19 protein-coding genes and 1 other annotated feature (1 of these 20 cut by a window edge) are annotated in these 17,449 nt (G+C 41.3%); of the genes, 17 read left to right on the top strand and 2 right to left on the bottom strand.

Features of this window, described 5'->3' with window-relative positions; all coding sequences use genetic code 11:
- Positions 1 to 12, top strand: a binding site (T-box leader); it begins 257 nt to the left of the window's first position.
- Between the two features lie 423 nt (positions 13 to 435).
- The 10 genes from L3V42_RS01250 to L3V42_RS01205 all read left to right on the top strand — a co-directional run bounded on the left by L3V42_RS01250 (position 436) and on the right by L3V42_RS01205 (position 9,653).
- Entirely contained in the window at positions 436 to 1,830 is a 1,395-nt protein-coding gene (locus L3V42_RS01250) for an anthranilate synthase component I family protein (RefSeq protein WP_238471061.1), read from the top strand.
- Positions 1,831 to 1,862: 32 nt separating this feature from the next.
- Positions 1,863 to 2,888, top strand: coding sequence for an anthranilate phosphoribosyltransferase (trpD, locus tag L3V42_RS01245; protein ID WP_238471060.1), 1,026 nt, complete (start codon positions 1,863 to 1,865; stop codon positions 2,886 to 2,888).
- Between the two features lies 1 nt (position 2,889).
- Positions 2,890 to 3,684 (top strand): indole-3-glycerol phosphate synthase TrpC, encoded by a 795-nt coding sequence (gene trpC / locus L3V42_RS01240; protein ID WP_235763679.1) that lies wholly within the window; start codon positions 2,890 to 2,892, stop codon positions 3,682 to 3,684.
- Positions 3,674 to 4,288 carry a phosphoribosylanthranilate isomerase gene (locus tag L3V42_RS01235; protein WP_238471059.1) on the top strand — a complete coding sequence of 205 codons (615 nt, stop codon included), beginning with the start codon at positions 3,674 to 3,676 and terminating at the stop codon, positions 4,286 to 4,288. Before trpC ends, L3V42_RS01235 begins: the two co-directional genes overlap by 11 nt.
- Positions 4,285 to 5,487 carry a tryptophan synthase subunit beta gene (gene trpB, locus L3V42_RS01230; protein WP_238471058.1) on the top strand — a complete coding sequence of 401 codons (1,203 nt, stop codon included), beginning with the start codon at positions 4,285 to 4,287 and terminating at the stop codon, positions 5,485 to 5,487. Before L3V42_RS01235 ends, trpB begins: the two co-directional genes overlap by 4 nt.
- Complete coding sequence (gene trpA / locus L3V42_RS01225) at positions 5,488 to 6,273, top strand: tryptophan synthase subunit alpha (protein WP_235763682.1); 786 nt, start codon at positions 5,488 to 5,490, stop codon at positions 6,271 to 6,273.
- A 70-nt stretch (positions 6,274 to 6,343) separates the two neighbouring features.
- Positions 6,344 to 7,321 (top strand): D-2-hydroxyacid dehydrogenase, encoded by a 978-nt coding sequence (locus tag L3V42_RS01220; protein ID WP_238471057.1) that lies wholly within the window; start codon positions 6,344 to 6,346, stop codon positions 7,319 to 7,321.
- A 153-nt stretch (positions 7,322 to 7,474) separates the two neighbouring features.
- Positions 7,475 to 8,683 carry a M20 metallopeptidase family protein gene (locus L3V42_RS01215; RefSeq protein ID WP_238471056.1) on the top strand — a complete coding sequence of 403 codons (1,209 nt, stop codon included), beginning with the start codon at positions 7,475 to 7,477 and terminating at the stop codon, positions 8,681 to 8,683.
- The gene (locus tag L3V42_RS01210) at positions 8,683 to 9,114 is read left to right on the top strand and encodes a hypothetical protein (protein WP_238471055.1); all 432 of its coding nucleotides are present in this window, start codon (positions 8,683 to 8,685) and stop codon (positions 9,112 to 9,114) included. Before L3V42_RS01215 ends, L3V42_RS01210 begins: the two co-directional genes overlap by 1 nt.
- A 284-nt stretch (positions 9,115 to 9,398) precedes the next feature.
- The gene (locus L3V42_RS01205; protein ID WP_235763685.1) at positions 9,399 to 9,653 is read left to right on the top strand and encodes a YbyB family protein; all 255 of its coding nucleotides are present in this window, start codon (positions 9,399 to 9,401) and stop codon (positions 9,651 to 9,653) included.
- Between the two features lie 82 nt (positions 9,654 to 9,735).
- On the opposite strand, the gene tpx is transcribed toward L3V42_RS01205, so the two are convergent.
- Entirely contained in the window at positions 9,736 to 10,233 is a 498-nt protein-coding gene (gene tpx / locus L3V42_RS01200; RefSeq protein WP_238471054.1) for a thiol peroxidase, read from the bottom strand.
- A 34-nt stretch (positions 10,234 to 10,267) separates the two neighbouring features.
- A complete protein-coding gene (locus L3V42_RS01195) occupies positions 10,268 to 11,290 on the bottom strand; it encodes a LacI family DNA-binding transcriptional regulator (RefSeq protein ID WP_238471053.1) in 1,023 nt (340 codons plus the stop codon).
- Between the two features lie 260 nt (positions 11,291 to 11,550).
- On the opposite strand from L3V42_RS01195, the gene L3V42_RS01190 reads away from it, so the two are divergent.
- The 7 genes from L3V42_RS01190 to L3V42_RS01160 all read left to right on the top strand — a co-directional run bounded on the left by L3V42_RS01190 (position 11,551) and on the right by L3V42_RS01160 (position 17,386).
- A complete protein-coding gene (locus L3V42_RS01190) occupies positions 11,551 to 12,387 on the top strand; it encodes a transketolase (protein ID WP_238471052.1) in 837 nt (278 codons plus the stop codon).
- Entirely contained in the window at positions 12,384 to 13,331 is a 948-nt protein-coding gene (locus L3V42_RS01185; protein WP_238471051.1) for a transketolase family protein, read from the top strand. Before L3V42_RS01190 ends, L3V42_RS01185 begins: the two co-directional genes overlap by 4 nt.
- A 25-nt stretch (positions 13,332 to 13,356) precedes the next feature.
- Positions 13,357 to 13,494: a GapA-binding peptide SR1P gene (locus L3V42_RS01180; RefSeq protein ID WP_369412804.1), complete on the top strand. Its 138-nt coding sequence runs from the start codon at positions 13,357 to 13,359 to the stop codon at positions 13,492 to 13,494.
- A gap of 239 nt (positions 13,495 to 13,733) precedes the next feature.
- On the top strand, positions 13,734 to 14,729 hold the full coding sequence (locus tag L3V42_RS01175) for a TRAP transporter substrate-binding protein (protein ID WP_238471050.1): 996 nt from the start codon (positions 13,734 to 13,736) through the stop codon (positions 14,727 to 14,729).
- Between the two features lie 27 nt (positions 14,730 to 14,756).
- Positions 14,757 to 15,299, top strand: a complete 543-nt coding sequence (locus L3V42_RS01170) for a TRAP transporter small permease (RefSeq protein ID WP_238471049.1) — start codon at positions 14,757 to 14,759, stop codon at positions 15,297 to 15,299.
- Complete coding sequence (locus L3V42_RS01165; protein WP_238471048.1) at positions 15,296 to 16,564, top strand: TRAP transporter large permease; 1,269 nt, start codon at positions 15,296 to 15,298, stop codon at positions 16,562 to 16,564. The genes L3V42_RS01170 and L3V42_RS01165 overlap by 4 nt, the downstream gene beginning before the upstream one ends.
- 63 nt (positions 16,565 to 16,627) lie before the next feature.
- Positions 16,628 to 17,386 (top strand): SDR family NAD(P)-dependent oxidoreductase, encoded by a 759-nt coding sequence (locus L3V42_RS01160; RefSeq protein ID WP_238471047.1) that lies wholly within the window; start codon positions 16,628 to 16,630, stop codon positions 17,384 to 17,386.
- The last annotated feature ends 63 nt before the right edge of the window (positions 17,387 to 17,449 follow it).

Genomic DNA, 17,449 nt, shown 5'->3' with positions numbered 1-17,449 from the left:
TACGTCCTCTATAAACATACAAGTTGTGTTTATAGAGGACTTTTTTATTTATACGGAAACTTTAAAATGAAGAAGTTGTGGTCCATAATAGTTGCTAGCAATGGCCATGTTTGGTTCCAGCGCCCAGCAACTAGCAGATCTTTTGGTGGGGCGAGCAGTGCGCAGTCCCAAACTTCACACTCCTCCAATCGATAAAGAAGACTTAGCCGTTTGGTCTTTGTAAGGCTTAGTCGCCCTTATACCCAAGTAGTGAAAGTAAACATCGGCTCTCTACGTTCGCCGTGTTTCCTTTATCTCAAAGAGAGAATGGAAGTTCGATTAAGTTCACCCCATCCTGGGGCAACATCGAACTACCTCCCATCCTGGGAGGAACAGTTTGTACGTTGCTAGACAGGCGCTTGCGCCTTTGAATTTAAAAAAAGGAGTGAAAGACAAATGAGCTTGACGTATCGATATGAAAAAATACCGGCGGCTGGAATATCCGCCTTGGAAATTTACAAAAACGTAAAAACGCCAAAAAAGTTTTTGCTTGAGAGTACGAGTTACCACGAGCAAAAAGGAAAATTCACGTATCTGGGAATCAATCCGTACGAAGAAGTAATTGGCAAACAAGGAAAAACGACGGTGGTTGATATTAAAACAAATGCGATAAGACAATTCCATGAACAGGCTCTGGACTATTTGCAAAAACAGCTGCCCGATATGGAAATACATTTGCCGATTCCATTCTTCGGCGGAGCGGTCGGTTATGTTGGATATGACTTCATTTGTAACTTGGAAGGAATTCCGCTTCCTAGTGAAGATGAGTTAGAGATGCCAGATGTTCATTTCATGCTTTTTAGAAATATTATCGCATTCGATCATACGAAGGATTGCTTATATTTGATTGCAATCAACCCGGAGCAAAACCAAGACGTGAACCTGGAAGAGGAACTTAAGTCTTTAAAAAAAATGCTCCACCATAATCAAGAAGAAAGAAATACAGCTTTTCCAAATGTAGATTTTGAACCGCAGGAAACGGAAGCTAGCTTTAAAGAGAAATTGTTACAGGCGAAAGAATACATCAACCGAGGAGAAGTTTTACAAGTCGTACTGTCGCAGCGAATGCAGGCGGATATTAGCCGGAATCCGGATTTCCATTTTGCCTTTTATGAAAATTTACGAAGGTCGAATCCGTCACCGTATATGTTTCATATCGATTTTTCCGACTATATTTTGCTTGGTGCTTCACCGGAAAGCTTGTTGCAAGTAACCGGTAACGAGGTGATTACGAACCCGATTGCTGGCACAAGACCGAGAGGCGCGACGCAAGCTGAAGATGCCAAGCTTGAGACAGACCTACTTGAAGACGAAAAAGAACTTTCCGAACATCGGATGCTTGTTGATCTCAGTAAAGAAGATCTTGCAAAGGTGTGTAATCAACGGACAATCGAACTTACAACCGACATGGTCATTGAAAAATACCAGCATGTGATGCATATCGTCTCCGAACTAAAAGGTGAGTTGCAGGAAAGTGTTTCAAGTATTGATGCTTTAATTTCTTTGCTGCCAGCTGGAACGGTTTCTGGCATGCCAAAACAACGTGCGATGGAGATTATTAATGAACTTGAAGAAAAAATGCGTGGACCATATGGCGGTGGAGTTGGTTATATCAGTTTCAACCGAGATTTGAATATCGCACTTACAATCCGCACATTGATTATCAAGGAAAAAATCGCATATCTCCAAGCTGGAGCAGGAATCGTCCGTGATTCGGTAGCGAAGACGGAATACGAAGAAACGTTGCATAAAGCGCGGTCACTAGTAGAAGCCGCCTACACATTCAATTAACCAAACATTCGGAAAGAAAGGGGAACGAACAAATGAAGACATACCTACAAAAATTGATCAATAAGGAAAATTTAAGCCGGGAAGAAATGAAAGCAGCAGCAAGTTATTGTTTTACAAGCGGCGTGACCGAATCTGAAATTGCCGCATTTCTTATTGCACTCCAAGCAAAAGGTGAAACGGCTGATGAGATTACTGGACTTGCGGAGGTGATTCGGGAAAAATCATCATTCCAGACGGATAATACGTTAAATGTTATCGACAATTGTGGGACCGGCGGAGATAGGTCAAACAGTTTCAATATCAGTACAACCGCAGCCTTTGTCATGGCAGGGGCAGGGATTAAAATTGCGAAGCACGGCAACCGGAGTATTTCCAGTAAAACGGGTAGCGCAGACGTGCTTGAGCATTTAGGTGTTTCCCTCTCTTTTTCAAAAGAACATGTACAGGAAATGCTCACTGAGAATAATATTGCATTTCTATTCGCTCCTCACGTCCATGAGGTGCTGAAGCCTTTTTCCATTGTCCGCCAGCATCTTGGTGTACCGACGATTTTCAATGTCATTGGCCCGCTGACAAATCCAATTCAGCTTGAAACACAGCTTGTTGGTGTTTACCGGAAAGATTTGCTTGAAAAGGTTGCGGAATCACTGAATAAGTTAGGCCGGAAGAGAGCGGTCGTCGTGACTGGGGCAGGTTCACTCGATGAAGCTTCATTAGCTGGTGCAAACAACTTGATTGTTGTAGAAGATGGCAAGTTAACACCAATGAGCTTGCACCCAGAAGAAGTCGGATTGCCAGTTTACCCGAACGAAGCAATTCGCGGAGGCGACTCCAAGCGTAATGCCGAAATTCTTTTGTCTGTTCTAAAGGGTGAGCCCAGTGCTTACTTTGATACAGTGCTGCTTAATGCAGGAATTGGTATTTATACAAGTAGAAAAACAGATTCGATCCAGACGGGGATTGAATTAGCACGAGAAAGCATCTTATCCGGCAGAGCCTTAGAACGACTTGAACGATTAGTTAGTTTTAGTGAAAAAATTCCTAGTGAGGTGTATTGAAATGACTATTTTAGATAACATTTTAAAGCAAAAAAGAATTGAACTGACAGAACTGATTCACAAGAAATTAATGGAGCCGGTAGGTAAAACAAATCCCTCCTTTAAAGAGCGTGCTGCTGCTTCAGAAAGTATGAATATCATCGCGGAAATTAAGCGTGCTTCCCCGTCGAAAGGAGCAATTGACCTTGAAGTTGACCCGATCGAGCAAGCGAAAATGTATGAGAAAAATGGTGCGGCAGCCATCTCCGTGCTGACCGACGAAAAGTTTTTTAATGGATCATTAGAAGACTTGCGGGCGGTCCGTGAAGCAGTCGACGTCCCTGTCTTATGTAAGGATTTTATGATCGACACGCTACAGATCGATCATGCGAAAGCTGCCGGAGCAACTATCATTCTATTAATTGTTGCAGCTCTCTCAGATACGGATTTAAAAAAATTATACGATTATGCAACATCCCTTGAGCTGGAAGTGCTCGTTGAAGTGCATGACGAGGAAGAAATGAAACGGGCATTAAAACTTGAACCTGAAATAATCGGAATAAACAACCGAAACTTGAAAACATTTGAAGTCGACTTAGCAACAACGGAAAAACTGGCATCTCTTGTTATGGATCGTGACACATTGCTTATCAGCGAAAGCGGAATGCGGGAAAAAGAAGATGTGAAGCGGGTGAGAGACGTTGGGGCGGAAGCAATTTTAGTCGGTGAAACATTAATGCTTGCGGAAGATCTACAAAGGACATTTACGGATCTGCAGGTGCCGCTGGAAGAAAGGAAAAAGCTGCATGCTCGTTAAAATTTGCGGTGTTACAACGGAGGAAGCAGCACAAGCAGCAGCTGAAGCGGGAGTGGATTTAATCGGATTTGTTTTTACGGAAAGCAAGCGGGAGATTTCGCCAGATGCGGCAGCAGCGATTGCCAGCCGCCTTCCTGCATCTGTCCAAACAGTCGGTGTCTTTGTTAATGAAGCACCGGCTGTGATGGAACGGATTGCAAGCAAAGTAGGCCTTGATTTTATTCAACTGCATGGGGAAGAACCGCCTCGTGTGGCAAGTTCTCTTTCTAGAAAGGTCATTAAAGCATTCCCCGCTGAAAAAGAAAGGTTAGAAAACGTACACACTTATCCATGTGATTATTTTCTAATTGATACACCGAGCGTCAACCGTGGCGGGAGCGGCAAGACATTTGACTGGAGCTTGCTGCAAGAAACAGGTATTGACCGGGAAAAGTTGCTGCTTGCAGGTGGTCTCCATCCAGACAACGTGCAGGAAGCAGTGGCGGCAGTGAATCCCTTCGCTGTTGACGTCTCAAGCGGAGTCGAGACGGAAGGAAAAAAGGATCCGGAAAAAATGAAAGCATTTATCAAGCAGGCAAAACATAGGGAGGCTAATAAAAAATGAGTGTATATACCGTACCAGATCAAAGTGGAAAATTTGGCAATTTTGGTGGAAGATACGTCCCGGAATTATTAATGCCGGCAGTTCTTGAACTTGAAAAAGCGTATGAAGAGGCAAAGCAAGATAAGCGTTTTCTAGAAGAGCTGAACTACTATCTAAAGCAATATGTTGGAAGAGAAACCCCATTATATTTCGCGGAACGACTAACAGAAAAAGCGGGTGGAGCGAAAATATATTTGAAGCGGGAAGATCTGAACCATACCGGCGCACATAAGATTAATAACACGATTGGGCAGGCGCTGCTTACCGTAAGAATGGGGAAACGGAAAGTGGTCGCGGAAACCGGTGCTGGTCAGCACGGGGTAGCAACTGCAACAGTTTGTGCGCTGCTTGGTCTTGATTGCATTGTCTTTATGGGGGAAGAAGATATCCGCCGTCAAGCACTGAATGTCCAGCGGATGGAGCTGCTTGGTGCTGAGGTTAGAAGTGTGGAAGGCGGGAGTGGGACACTGAAAGATGCGGTGAATGAAGCACTCCGTTACTGGGTGAATCATGTGGAAGATACCCATTATATTATCGGTTCCGTCGTCGGTCCGCATCCATTCCCGATGCTTGTGAGAGATTTTCAAGCGGTGATCGGTGAGGAGACGAAAAGGCAAATCGTAGAACAAGATGGAGAGCTCCCGGAAAAGATTATTGCCTGTGTCGGTGGCGGCAGTAATGCGATGGGAATGTTTTATCCCTTTGTTGAGGAGAAGGATGTTACTTTAATCGGTGTCGAAGCTGGAGGAAGCGGCCTGGAAACGAATAAACATGCAGCAACTTTAACAAAAGGGAAAGTTGGGGTATTACACGGGACATTGACTCATCTTTTACAAGATGAAAATGGACAAATAGAAGAAGCTTTTTCGATTTCTGCAGGACTGGATTATCCAGGCGTTGGACCGGAACATAGCTATTTACAGAGTATCGACCGAGTAAATTATACGTCCGTTACGGATAAAGAGGCACTGGAGGCTTTCGAACTTTTATCACGGAGAGAAGGGATCATACCTGCTTTAGAAAGTTCGCATGCAGTAGCCCATGCAATGAAGGTTGCAGGACAAATGTCTAAAGATGAAACGATTGTTGTCTGCCTTTCAGGCCGAGGAGATAAGGACCTTAGACAAGAAGGAAATATGAATGTGAAGGAGGAGAAATAAATGGGCAAGGTAAAATTAGAAAAGGCATTGCAAGAAAAACTTTCGGCAGAGGAAAAGATTTTCTCACCATTCATTACGGCTGGTGATGGCGGGCTGGATATTTTGCCGGAAAGAATCAAATTTTTCGAGGAAAATGGTGCTGCTGTTATTGAACTTGGCATTCCTTTTTCCGACCCTGTGGCGGATGGTCCGACAATTCAAGCGGCTGGTAGCAGAGCTTTAGATAACGGGACAACACTTGCAAAAGTTTTAGATGTCTTAGAGAAGACAAAATTAGAGCGGGCGATACCTGTTGTAATCATGACGTATATTAATCCGATTATCACCTTTGGTATCGAGGACTTTGCTCGTAAATGTGCGGAAGCAGGCGTTGATGGGGTGATTATTCCCGATTTGCCGATGGAGGAGGAGAGTCTTATTGCAGAAGCTTTAAGTAAAGGGCACATCGCCTTTATAAGGCTTGCTGCGATGACGAGTCCGACAGAGCGTTTGCAGGAACTTGCTGAGCGGACGGAAGGATTCCTTTACGCAGTTGCTGTTACGGGGACAACGGGCGCGCGAACAGAGCATGATGCGTATGTATCAACATTTTTACAAAAATTAAAGACGTATACAAATACTCCGGTACTCGCAGGGTTTGGTGTATCAACTGGTGAACAAGCAAGGGCGCTTGGCGAACATAGTGACGGGGTGATCGTCGGCAGTAAGATTGTTCAGCTTCTCCATGAAGGAAAGTTAGCGGAAATCAGTCAGTTAATGGAGGAGAGTCGGTCGCTCAAGGTATGATAGTCTGGCTTGTTTTTACTGACAATTCCCCCTATAATCTTTCATAAGATAGAAATGAGGGGGAATACATATGCCAAAAGCAGTAATTTTAGACGGTTATACATTAAATCCGGGAGATCTCGACTGGGCACCGCTTGAAAGACTAGCAGATTTTAAAATATACGATCGGACCACCTTCTCTGTAGACGAAGCACCTCTCATCATCGAAAGAGCGAAAGATGCGGAAATTATTTTAACGAATAAAACACCGCTGACAAAGGAGATTCTTGCTGAACTCCCGAAGTTAAAATATATCGGGGTGCTTGCGACAGGATTTAATGTTGTTGATGTGGAAGCAGCAAAGGAAAGAAATATCACGGTGACGAATATTCCGGACTATGGAACCGATACAGTTGCTCAAGCAGCCTTTGCACTCCTACTTGAACTCTGTCACTATACGGGAGAACATAGTAATGCAGTGAAAAGGGGCGATTGGACAAATCAAGAGGATTTTTGCTTTTGGAAGCATCCGATCATTGAGCTTTCCGGGAAGACAATGGGGATTATTGGGTACGGAAGAATTGGTCAAGTAACGTCCCGGATAGCAGAAGCGTTCGGAATGAAGATCCTTGCTTACAATCGGACGAAGGAAAAAGTTCCGCATACAGAGACTATTCGCTACGCAACACTTGATGAACTGTATAAAGAGGCGGATGCCATCATGCTGCATAGTCCATTAACAGAAGAGAATAAAGGCTTCATTAATAAAGAAACAATCGGCAAAATGAAAGACAATGTCCTCCTTATTAATACGGCAAGAGGCGGCTTGATTAATGAGCGGGACTTAGCGGATGCTTTAAATGACGGAAAAGTCGGCGGGGCAGGACTTGATGTTGTTTCAAAAGAACCGATTAGTGCTGATAATCCATTACTGCAAGCGAAAAATTGTATTATCACCCCGCATATCGCCTGGGCAAGCTTGGAGGCACGAGGACGATTATTAAATATCGCTGCAGATAATTTAGAGAAGTTTTTGGAAGGCGAAGCAATTAATGTTGTAAATGATTAGATAAAGGTGGAGCCAATCAGGGAAGTGTTCTGGTTGGCTTCTATTACGATTAATACTAGTCATTATATATAATTAAACCTAGTTGACAACTATGAATTAAATGTATAAACTATCGATTAACACATATGATGATTAAGAGAAGGGGGAATAAAGATGACAACGATAAAAAGTGACCAGTTGACTAGCATTTTTAAGGAAATAGAAAATAACTTTGATCAGATGAAAGACTGGAGAAGGCATATGCATATGAATCCAGAGCTTTCATTTGAAGAAGTGCATACGGCAAAATATATTGAAGAACAGCTGAACAATTTCGGTCTGGAAGTAAAGACACAAATCGGGGGAAAAAATGGTCTCATCGGGATTTTACAAGGAGATAGAACCGGGAAGACAATTGCACTCCGAGCAGATTTTGATGCGCTTCCAATCAATGACGAAAAAGATGTTCCGTATAAATCGACAAAGCCAGGTATCATGCATGCTTGCGGTCATGATGGCCATACGTCGGCATTACTTGGAACAGCCGCAGTATTGAGTGAACATCGGGATAAATTAAACGGTAATGTCATTTTTGTTTTCCAACCGGCAGAGGAACGGCCACCGGGCGGGGCTAAGTTTATGATTGAAGAAGGAATTCTGGATGACGTGGATTATATATTTGGTGCACACCTGGCTTCAGAGATCCCACTAGGAAAGGTTGGCGTTGGCCCAGGGTTTCAAATGGCAGCTGTTGATAAATTTGAAATTAAAATTAAAGGTCTCGGCGGGCATGGCGCAAGACCCCATGAAAGTATCGATTCCCTTGTAATTGGTACAAGTGTCGTTGAAGCGTTGCAGAAAATTGTGAGCCGGAATATCGATCCACTGCAGTCAGCTGTCGTAACAATTGGCGTTTTCCAAGCAGGAAATGCTTTCAACGTTATCCCCGACAGTGCAAGAATTGAAGGAACAGTACGAACCTTTGATGCGGATGTACGTGACAAAGTTCAAGAGAAAATCAATTCTATTGTCGCAGGAATAACAAATGCTTTCGGTGCAACCTATGAAATTGATTACCTTCGCGGCTACCCGGCGCTCTATAACCATGAAAAAGAGACAGCTATCGTTCGGGAAATTCTAAGCGAATCATTCGGTGAGGAAAATGTAACCGAACTTGAACCGACAATGGGAGCAGAAGATTTTTCTTATTTTCTGGAGAAAAAGCCCGGAACTTATTTCCGAGTCGGTTCACGTAATGAAAATGAGGCGACACATTATCCACACCATCATCCGAAATTTGATTTTGATGAGCGGGCTTTAGTCAATATCAGTAAATCCTTCGTACAAATTGTCTCTCATTTCCTAATCGAGGAGAGTAGTTAATGAGTAGTCCTAGAATTTCATTAATGGAAGCATACTTGATTGAAACATTACGTCGAAATGATGTCACGAATGAAGATATTATGGCGCAGATAGAGTCCGGTGATATTACAGCTTGGTCCAAATCCTTTCCGAAGTTTGATTTTACTCAACTCGTTAAGCTTGCGAATAAGGACTTGGAACAGTTTAAAAAGGTATTGAGTGAAGGATACGAAGTGAAATTCGTAACGTTTAATGGATTGAAAAATTTATTACGCCTCCGTTTTGGTATCGAGGAAGAAAAGGATTATGAATTAAATGAAAAAGGTATTCACCAACTCGTTCTAGAGCCTAAACAATTAACGAGTGTGAAGCAAATGCTCTCTAAAAATTGGAAGGTAGAAGAGATCGAGCAGCAAGGTGACAAAGTTATTGTGAATATCGATTTGGTTTAATGGAATGGGTTAATCGAGGGAAATTCTGATTAACCCTCTTTTGGGTGAAAGATGTTTATATAATGGAAAAGTGGAAGAGTTAATGAATTTCATAATACGTATTTAATACTTCACCCTCACCATATGTAGCTGGTTCGTTCCCAACTACATATGGTCATGGAAAAGCCGACTTTGGTAATGATGAAATTCATTCGAGTATTAAAATAACAGAAGATCCGGGTGTGTTATGATATAATACTAATAGAGGAAAAAATTCTAAAACTTGCAGGGGGAGGGGGGAGAAAATGGGGAAATTGACCAAATCCCTTGGTATTGCTGGAGCAGCTCTCGGAGTTGCCTATTTATCGAAAAGCGAAAACAGGGAAAAGGTAAAGAAATTAATCGGTTTGGATAAAGATAATGAATCCTATGTTAAAAAACTAGGAAGGCCCGGAGCTGTTGGAGCCTCAGATGACGCCAAAATGGTTGATGAAGGAGCCCTGACAAGCGTACAGTACTACAATGAACTTCAGGAAGAAGAGGAAGAGAAAAGTGAATAAGAAGGAATAGCAAACACCAACAAACAGAGAGCTGCTTGTTGGTGTTTTTTATGTGGCGTACTGACTTTTTAATCATTTTGCCTTAGGCGTTTCTTGCTGCTTCTAATGCTTTGTCATAATTTGGGTGATTCGTTGCTTCACTTACATATTCAACATAAGTAACTTTATCTTTTGCATCTACGACAAAGATTGCTCGAGCTAGTAAGCGGTTTTCTTCAATTAACACGCCATAGTTTTTACCGAAGTCAGCCTCTCGGTGATCGGACAGCGTATCAAGGTTTTTCACGCCGTTTGCAGCACACCAGCGTCCTTGTGCGAAAGGAAGATCCATACTGATTGTCAAAACTTGCACGCCTGAAAGAGAATCAGCTTCTTTGTTAAAGCGCATTGTCTCTTCTGAGCAGACACCGGTATCAATTGAAGGGACCGCTGCAATTAATTTTACTTTTCCTTTGTAATCATTCAATGTCACTTCTTTTAGATCATTAGATAAAACCGTAAAGTCTGGTGCATTATCACCAACTTTTACTTCATTACCAATTAAAGTAACTGGTTCCTGGCCAAATGTAATAGTTGCCATAATAAATTCCTCCTGTATGAATTATTCATATTTATTAACACCCGCAAGAGTTGCGAATGAGTAATGATGGTGGTAATTCAATATGCGTCATATAATGTGGGTTATTCATTTTATTCAGCAATACATCAAATGCTGTTCTCCCAATTGTATCTGGTGGCAATAGAATATTCGTTACCGGTGGATCGATAATTTCTGATGAAGAAAAGTCGCCAAAACCGATAATTGCCATATCTTCTGGAATACTTAAATTCAATTCTTTTAATTTACTTATTGCTCCGATGGTCATCAAGTCGTTCTGAACAAAAAGCGCAGAAATTTCATTGTCGGTAGTAAGTAATTGTTCTACAGCAGCGCGAGCTTCTTCAGCTTTTGCAAATCCTTGTACAATAAAATCCTCACGAATCGGAATGTTGTGATGGGTCAGAGCGTCTTTATAGCCGCTGATCCGATCATTTGTCGTCGATACATTCGGATAAGAATAAATAAATCCAATTTTTTTATGTCCATGTTTTAATAAATGATTGGTTGCATCATACCCCAATTGGAAGTTATCCCCTGTTACTCTCGGGATATTTTCGATGGAAGACTCATAGCGATTCACCATTACGATAGGGAAATCCTCATTCGTGTATTTTTGCAAATAACCAATATCGTTGGAAGTAGGCGAGAGGATGATTCCGTCTACCAATTTGGAGTGCAGGAGATTAATGGTTTTCTCTTCATAATCTCTATCTTCATTCGTGTTTACTAACAGGAGATTATATCCTGTTTCTTTTGCACGCTGTTCAATCGCAAAAATCATTTCAGTTACAAAAGTATCGGGAAAACTTGATACAACAAGTCCAGCCGTTTTCGTGGATTGCTGTCGCAAATTTTTCGCCGCAGAGTTAGGCACGTAATTGTAACGTTTGATGACTTCCAATACTCTGTTTCTTGTTGGTTCGGAAATATGTTTTGTTTGATTAATCACGTGAGAAACGGTTGCTGCTGAAACATTTGCCTCTCTCGCGATATCTTTCATCGTCGTAACCTTTTTTTCTTCCACCTCTTTTTTCATGTGACCTCCTTTCCAGTTAATCAATTTACTAACTAAAGGTTTTATTATCATCTTACATGACTTCTCTCATCCGTTCAACTTATATATTAAAATACTTATTTATATAATACTGTTGACATGATTCCGCTTTCATAATATAATGCAGTTAACTGGTTAATCGATTAACCTAAAAGTGATAAAACGATTACTCCTGCTCATGAGCCATCAGGGAAAGCGATGAAAGATGGCTGGACGTAGGGATAAAAAATAAGGGGTGGATAATGATGAGTTTGTCATTGGAAGAATTAAAGAATAAAGCAATAGAATTAAGGCAGACAGTCGTAACGATGGTATATGAAGCACAATCCGGTCATCCGGGTGGTTCCCTATCTGCAGCAGATTTTGTAACCGCTTTGTATTTTAGGGAGATGAATGTAAATCCGAAAAATCCGGATTGGGAAGACAGAGATCGATTCGTTCTATCAAAGGGTCATGTGGCACCAATTCAATATGCCGCTCTTGCACATAAAGGATTTGTACCGATGGAGACAATTCATACATTGCGTGAATATGGTTCACCTTTCCAAGGACATCCAGATTCCAAAATGTGTCCAGGGATTGATATTTCTACCGGTTCTTTAGGGCAAGGTCTCTCTTGTGCAGTTGGAATGGCGCTTGGCGGGAAATTGGACGAAAAATCCTACCGTGTGTTCGCAGTAGTTGGGGACGGTGAGTGTCAAGAAGGACAAATTTGGGAAGCTGCCCAGTCTGCTGTGAAATATGAGTTGGATAATTTAGTTGTTTTTGTCGATGACAATGGATTGCAAATAGATGGTACGACAGAAGAAATAATGCCAAACCTTGATTTGGAGAAGAAATTTGAAGCATTTGGATTTGAAACGAGACGAATTGACGGACATTCGATGGAAGAGATTGTCGCTACATTGGATGAAGCAACAGAAAAGAAAAATGGAAAACCGCAAGCAATCATTTGCAATACAGTAAAAGGTAAAGGTGTTTCGTATATGGAAAATGTCGTTGGCTGGCATGGAAAGGCACCGAATAAAGAACAGTATGAGCAAGCAATGGAAGAATTAACAAGGGGGTTAGAGGCATGAGTGTTTTAGATGTTACAAAAACTGAAAAAATTGCAACAAGGCAAGCTTTTGGGGATGAGGTTGTAGAACTTGGACGTGAGAATAAAGACATCTTAGTTGTGGATGTGGATATTGGCAGCTCTTGCAAGACAACGCAATTCATGAACGAATTTCCAAAACAGCATGTCAACGTTGGGATTGCCGAGCAAAATGCGGCAGGTCTTGCAGCAGGATTAGCAACAACTGGGAAAATTCCTTTTGTGAGCACGTATGCCGTATTTGGATCTTTAAGAATGGCAGAGCAGATTCGGCAGGAAGTTTGCTATCCAAACTTAAATGTTAAAATTGCTTGTTCACACGGTGGGCTCACACCAGCGAATGATGGAGGAAGTCATCAGGCGATTGAGGACATGGGAGTATTACGTACATTCCCGAATATGAAAGTCATTATGGGGGCTGATTATCATTCAACAAGGAAGTTGATTAGGCAAGCTGCCGAAACATATGGCCCCGTTTATCTTCGCTTTACTCGTGATCCTGTCCCGGTCATTTATGATGAGAATGAAGAATTTGAAATCGGGAAAGCAAAGCAGTTGAAAGAGGGGAACGAAGTGGCGCTTATCGCAAACGGTGATACGGTTCATTTAGCGATTAAGGCTTCAGAAATCCTAGAAGAGAAAGGTATCTCTGTGAAATTATTGGATATGCATACAATCAAACCAATCGACAAAGAAGCGGTGCTTGAATGTATTGATATCGGAAATATCGTTACCGTAGAAGATCATAACATTATCAATGGTCTTGGGAGTGCGGTCAGTGAAATTGTTGCAGAAGAAGGAAAAGGCAAAATTAGACGAATCGGTGTTCAGGATCAGTTTGGTGAATCTGCACCATATGAAACATTACTAGAAATCAATGGAATTTCGGTGGAAAATATCGTACGCACTGCAGAAGAATTACTATAATATCCAACAAAGTGGGGGATAGGACATGGATAAATCAGTAGATAATCTTAATCAAAAGATGTACGGTGTGATGGTATGCAAGGATTGTGATGAGGTTATAGAAACGTTTGAATCAATAAAAGTTGAAACACTCTACAGTATTTGTCCGAAGTGTAAAAAATAATAATATAAATAGGTTGCCGATGAGAATAATTCTCTCGTTGGCAACTCTTTCTTTGTTAAATATTTATAATTGAGGTTGACATGGAAATCGTTTACAATTATCATTGTGTTAATCGATTAACCTGGTAAAAGCGGAACTTGAGAATCTCATAACATTTCAGAGTATTTAATGGATACACTCAAACTTTTAACAGTGATAACAAGTTTGAGAAACTATCGAAGTAAGGGGGTAATTAAGAATTGAATAAACTTCGAAACATAATCATATTAGGAATTATTTCATTAGCAGTCGGTTTAGGTTTCGTATTTATCACAACAGATAATGTACTTTCTGAAGATATAACGACGATTCGATTTGGTCACGGATCTGCTGAAACGAATGAAAGACATTTGGCCGTCGTCCATTTCAAAGAACTTGTGGAAGAGCGATCCAATGGACAAATTGAAGTGCAGATTTATCCGAACGAACAATTAGGATCTGAAGCGGAAATGATTGAAAGTGTCACGTTTAACGATTTGCAGATGGTTGCAGCGAGTGCTTTCAGCCAATATGATCAGCGGATTAGTGTGTTTGAACTACCATACTTATTTGAAACTTATGAAGCAGCCTGGGAAGTGTTGGATGGAGAAATTGGGAAAAAAGTGGCCGAGCCCTTTTTAGAAGATAACTTGCGGATTTTAGCCTACTTTGAAAACGGTTTCCGTCATATTACAGCAAACAAGGCAATTGAGAAACCGGATGATTTAAATGGAATTAAAATCCGTACGCCTGAATTTCCGATATCAATTAGTACATTCTCCGCACTAGGTGCCAATCCGACACCAATGTCATTCGGGGAGCTTTATATGGGTCTGCAACAGGGGACGGTGGATGCGCAAGAGAATCCGGTTGCGAACACCTATGCAAGCAAATTCAATGAAGTCCAGGATTATTTAATACTTTCCGGACATCAATATATGCCGCTTCCGGTTGCGATCAGTGAAGAGTTTTGGCAAGGACTGACAGAAGAAGAGCAACAAATTATTCAAGAAAGTGCGGAGGAAACAGCACAGTTCCACAGAGATCTTTTAAAAGAAAATGAAACAAAAATGATAGAAGAGTTGAAAGCAGATGGCATGACCGTAATAGAGCCGGAAATGGAATTATTCAGTGAGAAAGTGGACGGTGTCTATGAATCTTTTAAAAATAGCTTTGGAGAAGAATTAGTAAATGAAGTATTAGAAGCAGCAGAGTAAATTGGACAGAAACAGGGGGAGAAAAAAATGAAAGTCTTACGGTGGTTGAATGAGCATTTTGAAGAATATATCCTCGTATTCTTAAGTGCTTTCACAGTGTTCGTCATATTCCTTCAGGTTGTGATGCGCTATGTGCTCGGTAGTTCGCTTACATGGTCTGAGGAGATAGCACGCTATGCATTCATCTGGTTGATTTATATAGGGGTAAGTTATGGTGTGAAAAAGAATAGACATTTGGGCGTGGACGCCATCACGATGTTGTTTGAGAAGAGGGGTAAGCTGATTATTGGACTTATTGCGAATGCTTCCTTTCTCATTTTTTCGATAGTTATGACCTATTATGGTTTCGATATTGTGTTACGTGTAACAAGAGAATCTGCTGCTTTGCAAATCCCGCTCTCATTCGTATATGCTGCGCCGGTAGTGGGCATGTCTCTTGCATCTATTCGTCTCGTACAAAATATGATAGCTGAAGTGAAAGAACTTAAAGGATTGGCAGTAGGGGAAAAAAAGAAAAACGAAGCTCCAGCCGTCAATCGTTTCGCTGAAGGACGGGAGGAAATTGTATGACGCCATTTGTCTTATTCGGCAGTTTCTTTCTGTTTATGGCTTTAACGGTACCGATAGGAATTGCACTCGGAATTGCAGGGTTATTAACTGCGATTTATTCCCCGAATATATCGGTTACATTTCTAGCACAAGGATTAGTTACTTCAACAGATAACTTCGCCTTGATGGCAATCCCCTTCTTTATTCTCGCTGGAGAGATTATGGGAAAAGGCGGTATTTCCAATCGTCTGTTTGATTTAGCAAATGTTATTGTTGGTCGATATACTGGTGGTTTTGCGATGGCAGCAGTTATCACTTCCATGTTTTTCGCAGCTATATCAGGATCGGGACCGGCAACTGTGGCAGCAGTTGGTGGAATTATGATTCCTGCCATGGTTGCGGAAGGTTACGACAAGAAATTTGCCACTGCGCTCATAGCGGCTGCAGGTTCCTTAGGAATTATACTTCCGCCAAGTATTCCAATGGTCTTATTTGGAATCTCAGCAAATGAATCAATTGGTGCTTTATTTATCGGGGGTATCCTTCCCGGGCTTTTAATCGGTCTATTTTTAATGGTTTGGGCCTACCTCTATTCGAAAAAACAGGGGTATATGGGATCGAAGGAATCTTTCACTTGGAAACGATTATGGGAAGCAATCAATAAATCAAAATGGTCACTGCTCGTTCCGATAATTATCTTAGGTGGGATTTACGGAGGAATATTCACGCCGACGGAAGCTGCAGTTGTAGCGGTTGTATATGCTTTATTTGTAAGTGTTTTTCTCCATAAAGCGATTAAATTCCGTGACTTGCACGACATATTCAAAAATGCAGCTATAAGTTCTGTTGCCATATTAATCATCATTGGTACAGCGAATGCATTCGGTACGATTTTATCTATGGAAAGAATTCCTCAAGCATTTGCTAATGCATTTCTATCTGTCTCGCAAAATGGTACCGTTATTCTTATGTTAATTATCCTGATGCTATTGATTATTGGTTTGTTTATTGATACATCGGCTGCGGTTATAATATTTACACCAATCCTTTATCCAGTCATTCTGGAGATTGGAATGAATCCAATCCACTTTGGAATCGTGATGATTGTAACGCTTGCGATTGGTTTCATCACACCACCTCTTGGGGTGAATTTATTTGTCGGTTCAGGAATATCTGGATTAAGCATGCCAGTGTTGATACGGGCTGCGGTTCCATTCTTCTTTGTCTTGTTAATCGCATTGATTGTAATTGCGGTCATTCCGCAAATTACATTGCTATTTCTATAGTATTACAACATAAGTAAGAATTATTGTTAAAAATAAAATGACATAAAGTTGGGGGAAAATAGGATGTTTAAATTGGAAGAGAGAGTAGCGATCGTTACAGGAAGTGGATCGCCAAAAGGAATTGGAAGAGAAATTGCTTTAACATTAGCTAATCAAGGTGCAGCAATTGTTGTAGCTGACTTGAATAAAGAAGGTATAGCAGATACAGTAAAAGCTATTGAAGCAACTGGCGCTAAAGCATTAGGAGTGGAGTTGAACGTTACAGACAAAGACTCTGTTGATGGAATGGTGGAAAAAGTACTCGAGGAATTTGGTAGAATCGATATTCTTGTCAATAATGCTGGGATATCTCAAAAGGTAACAGTTGCAGATATGACGCTAGACGATATGCAACGTATTTTCAGTGTAAACATGTTCGGATTATTCCTCTGTACACAAGCTGTACTTAAACCGATGAAAGAACAAGGTTTTGGAAGAATTATTAGCCTTTCCTCGGTATCAGCCAAACGTGGTGGCGGTGTATTCGGTGGAGCACATTATTCAGCATCTAAAGCAGCAGTTCTCGGCTTTTCGAAAAACTTAGCCCGTGAAGTTGCAACCGATGGAATTACAGTGAACTGTGTGGCTCCAGGTCTTGTTAATACAGATATTTGGAGGTCTTTACCAGAAGCAGATGCCAAGAACGTAATTGATGGAATTCCATTGGGACGTCCCGGTGAAACAGAAGAAATTGCAACGACAATTGCTTTTTTAGCCTCACCAGAAGCATCTTATATAACAGGAGAAGATATAGATATTAATGGTGGCTCCCATATGGATTGACTTTTGTAAGAAAACGAGACTGGAAAATAGCATCAAGCTATGACAGTCTCGTTTTTTCTTTTT

Origin of the sequence: Oceanobacillus alkalisoli (assembly GCF_022213125.1) — a bacterium.
Classification (GTDB): Bacteria; Bacillota; Bacilli; order Bacillales; family Amphibacillaceae; genus Oceanobacillus; species Oceanobacillus alkalisoli.
The sequence above is the reverse complement of the archived record's forward strand: the minus strand, read 5'-3'. Positions and strand labels throughout refer to the sequence as shown.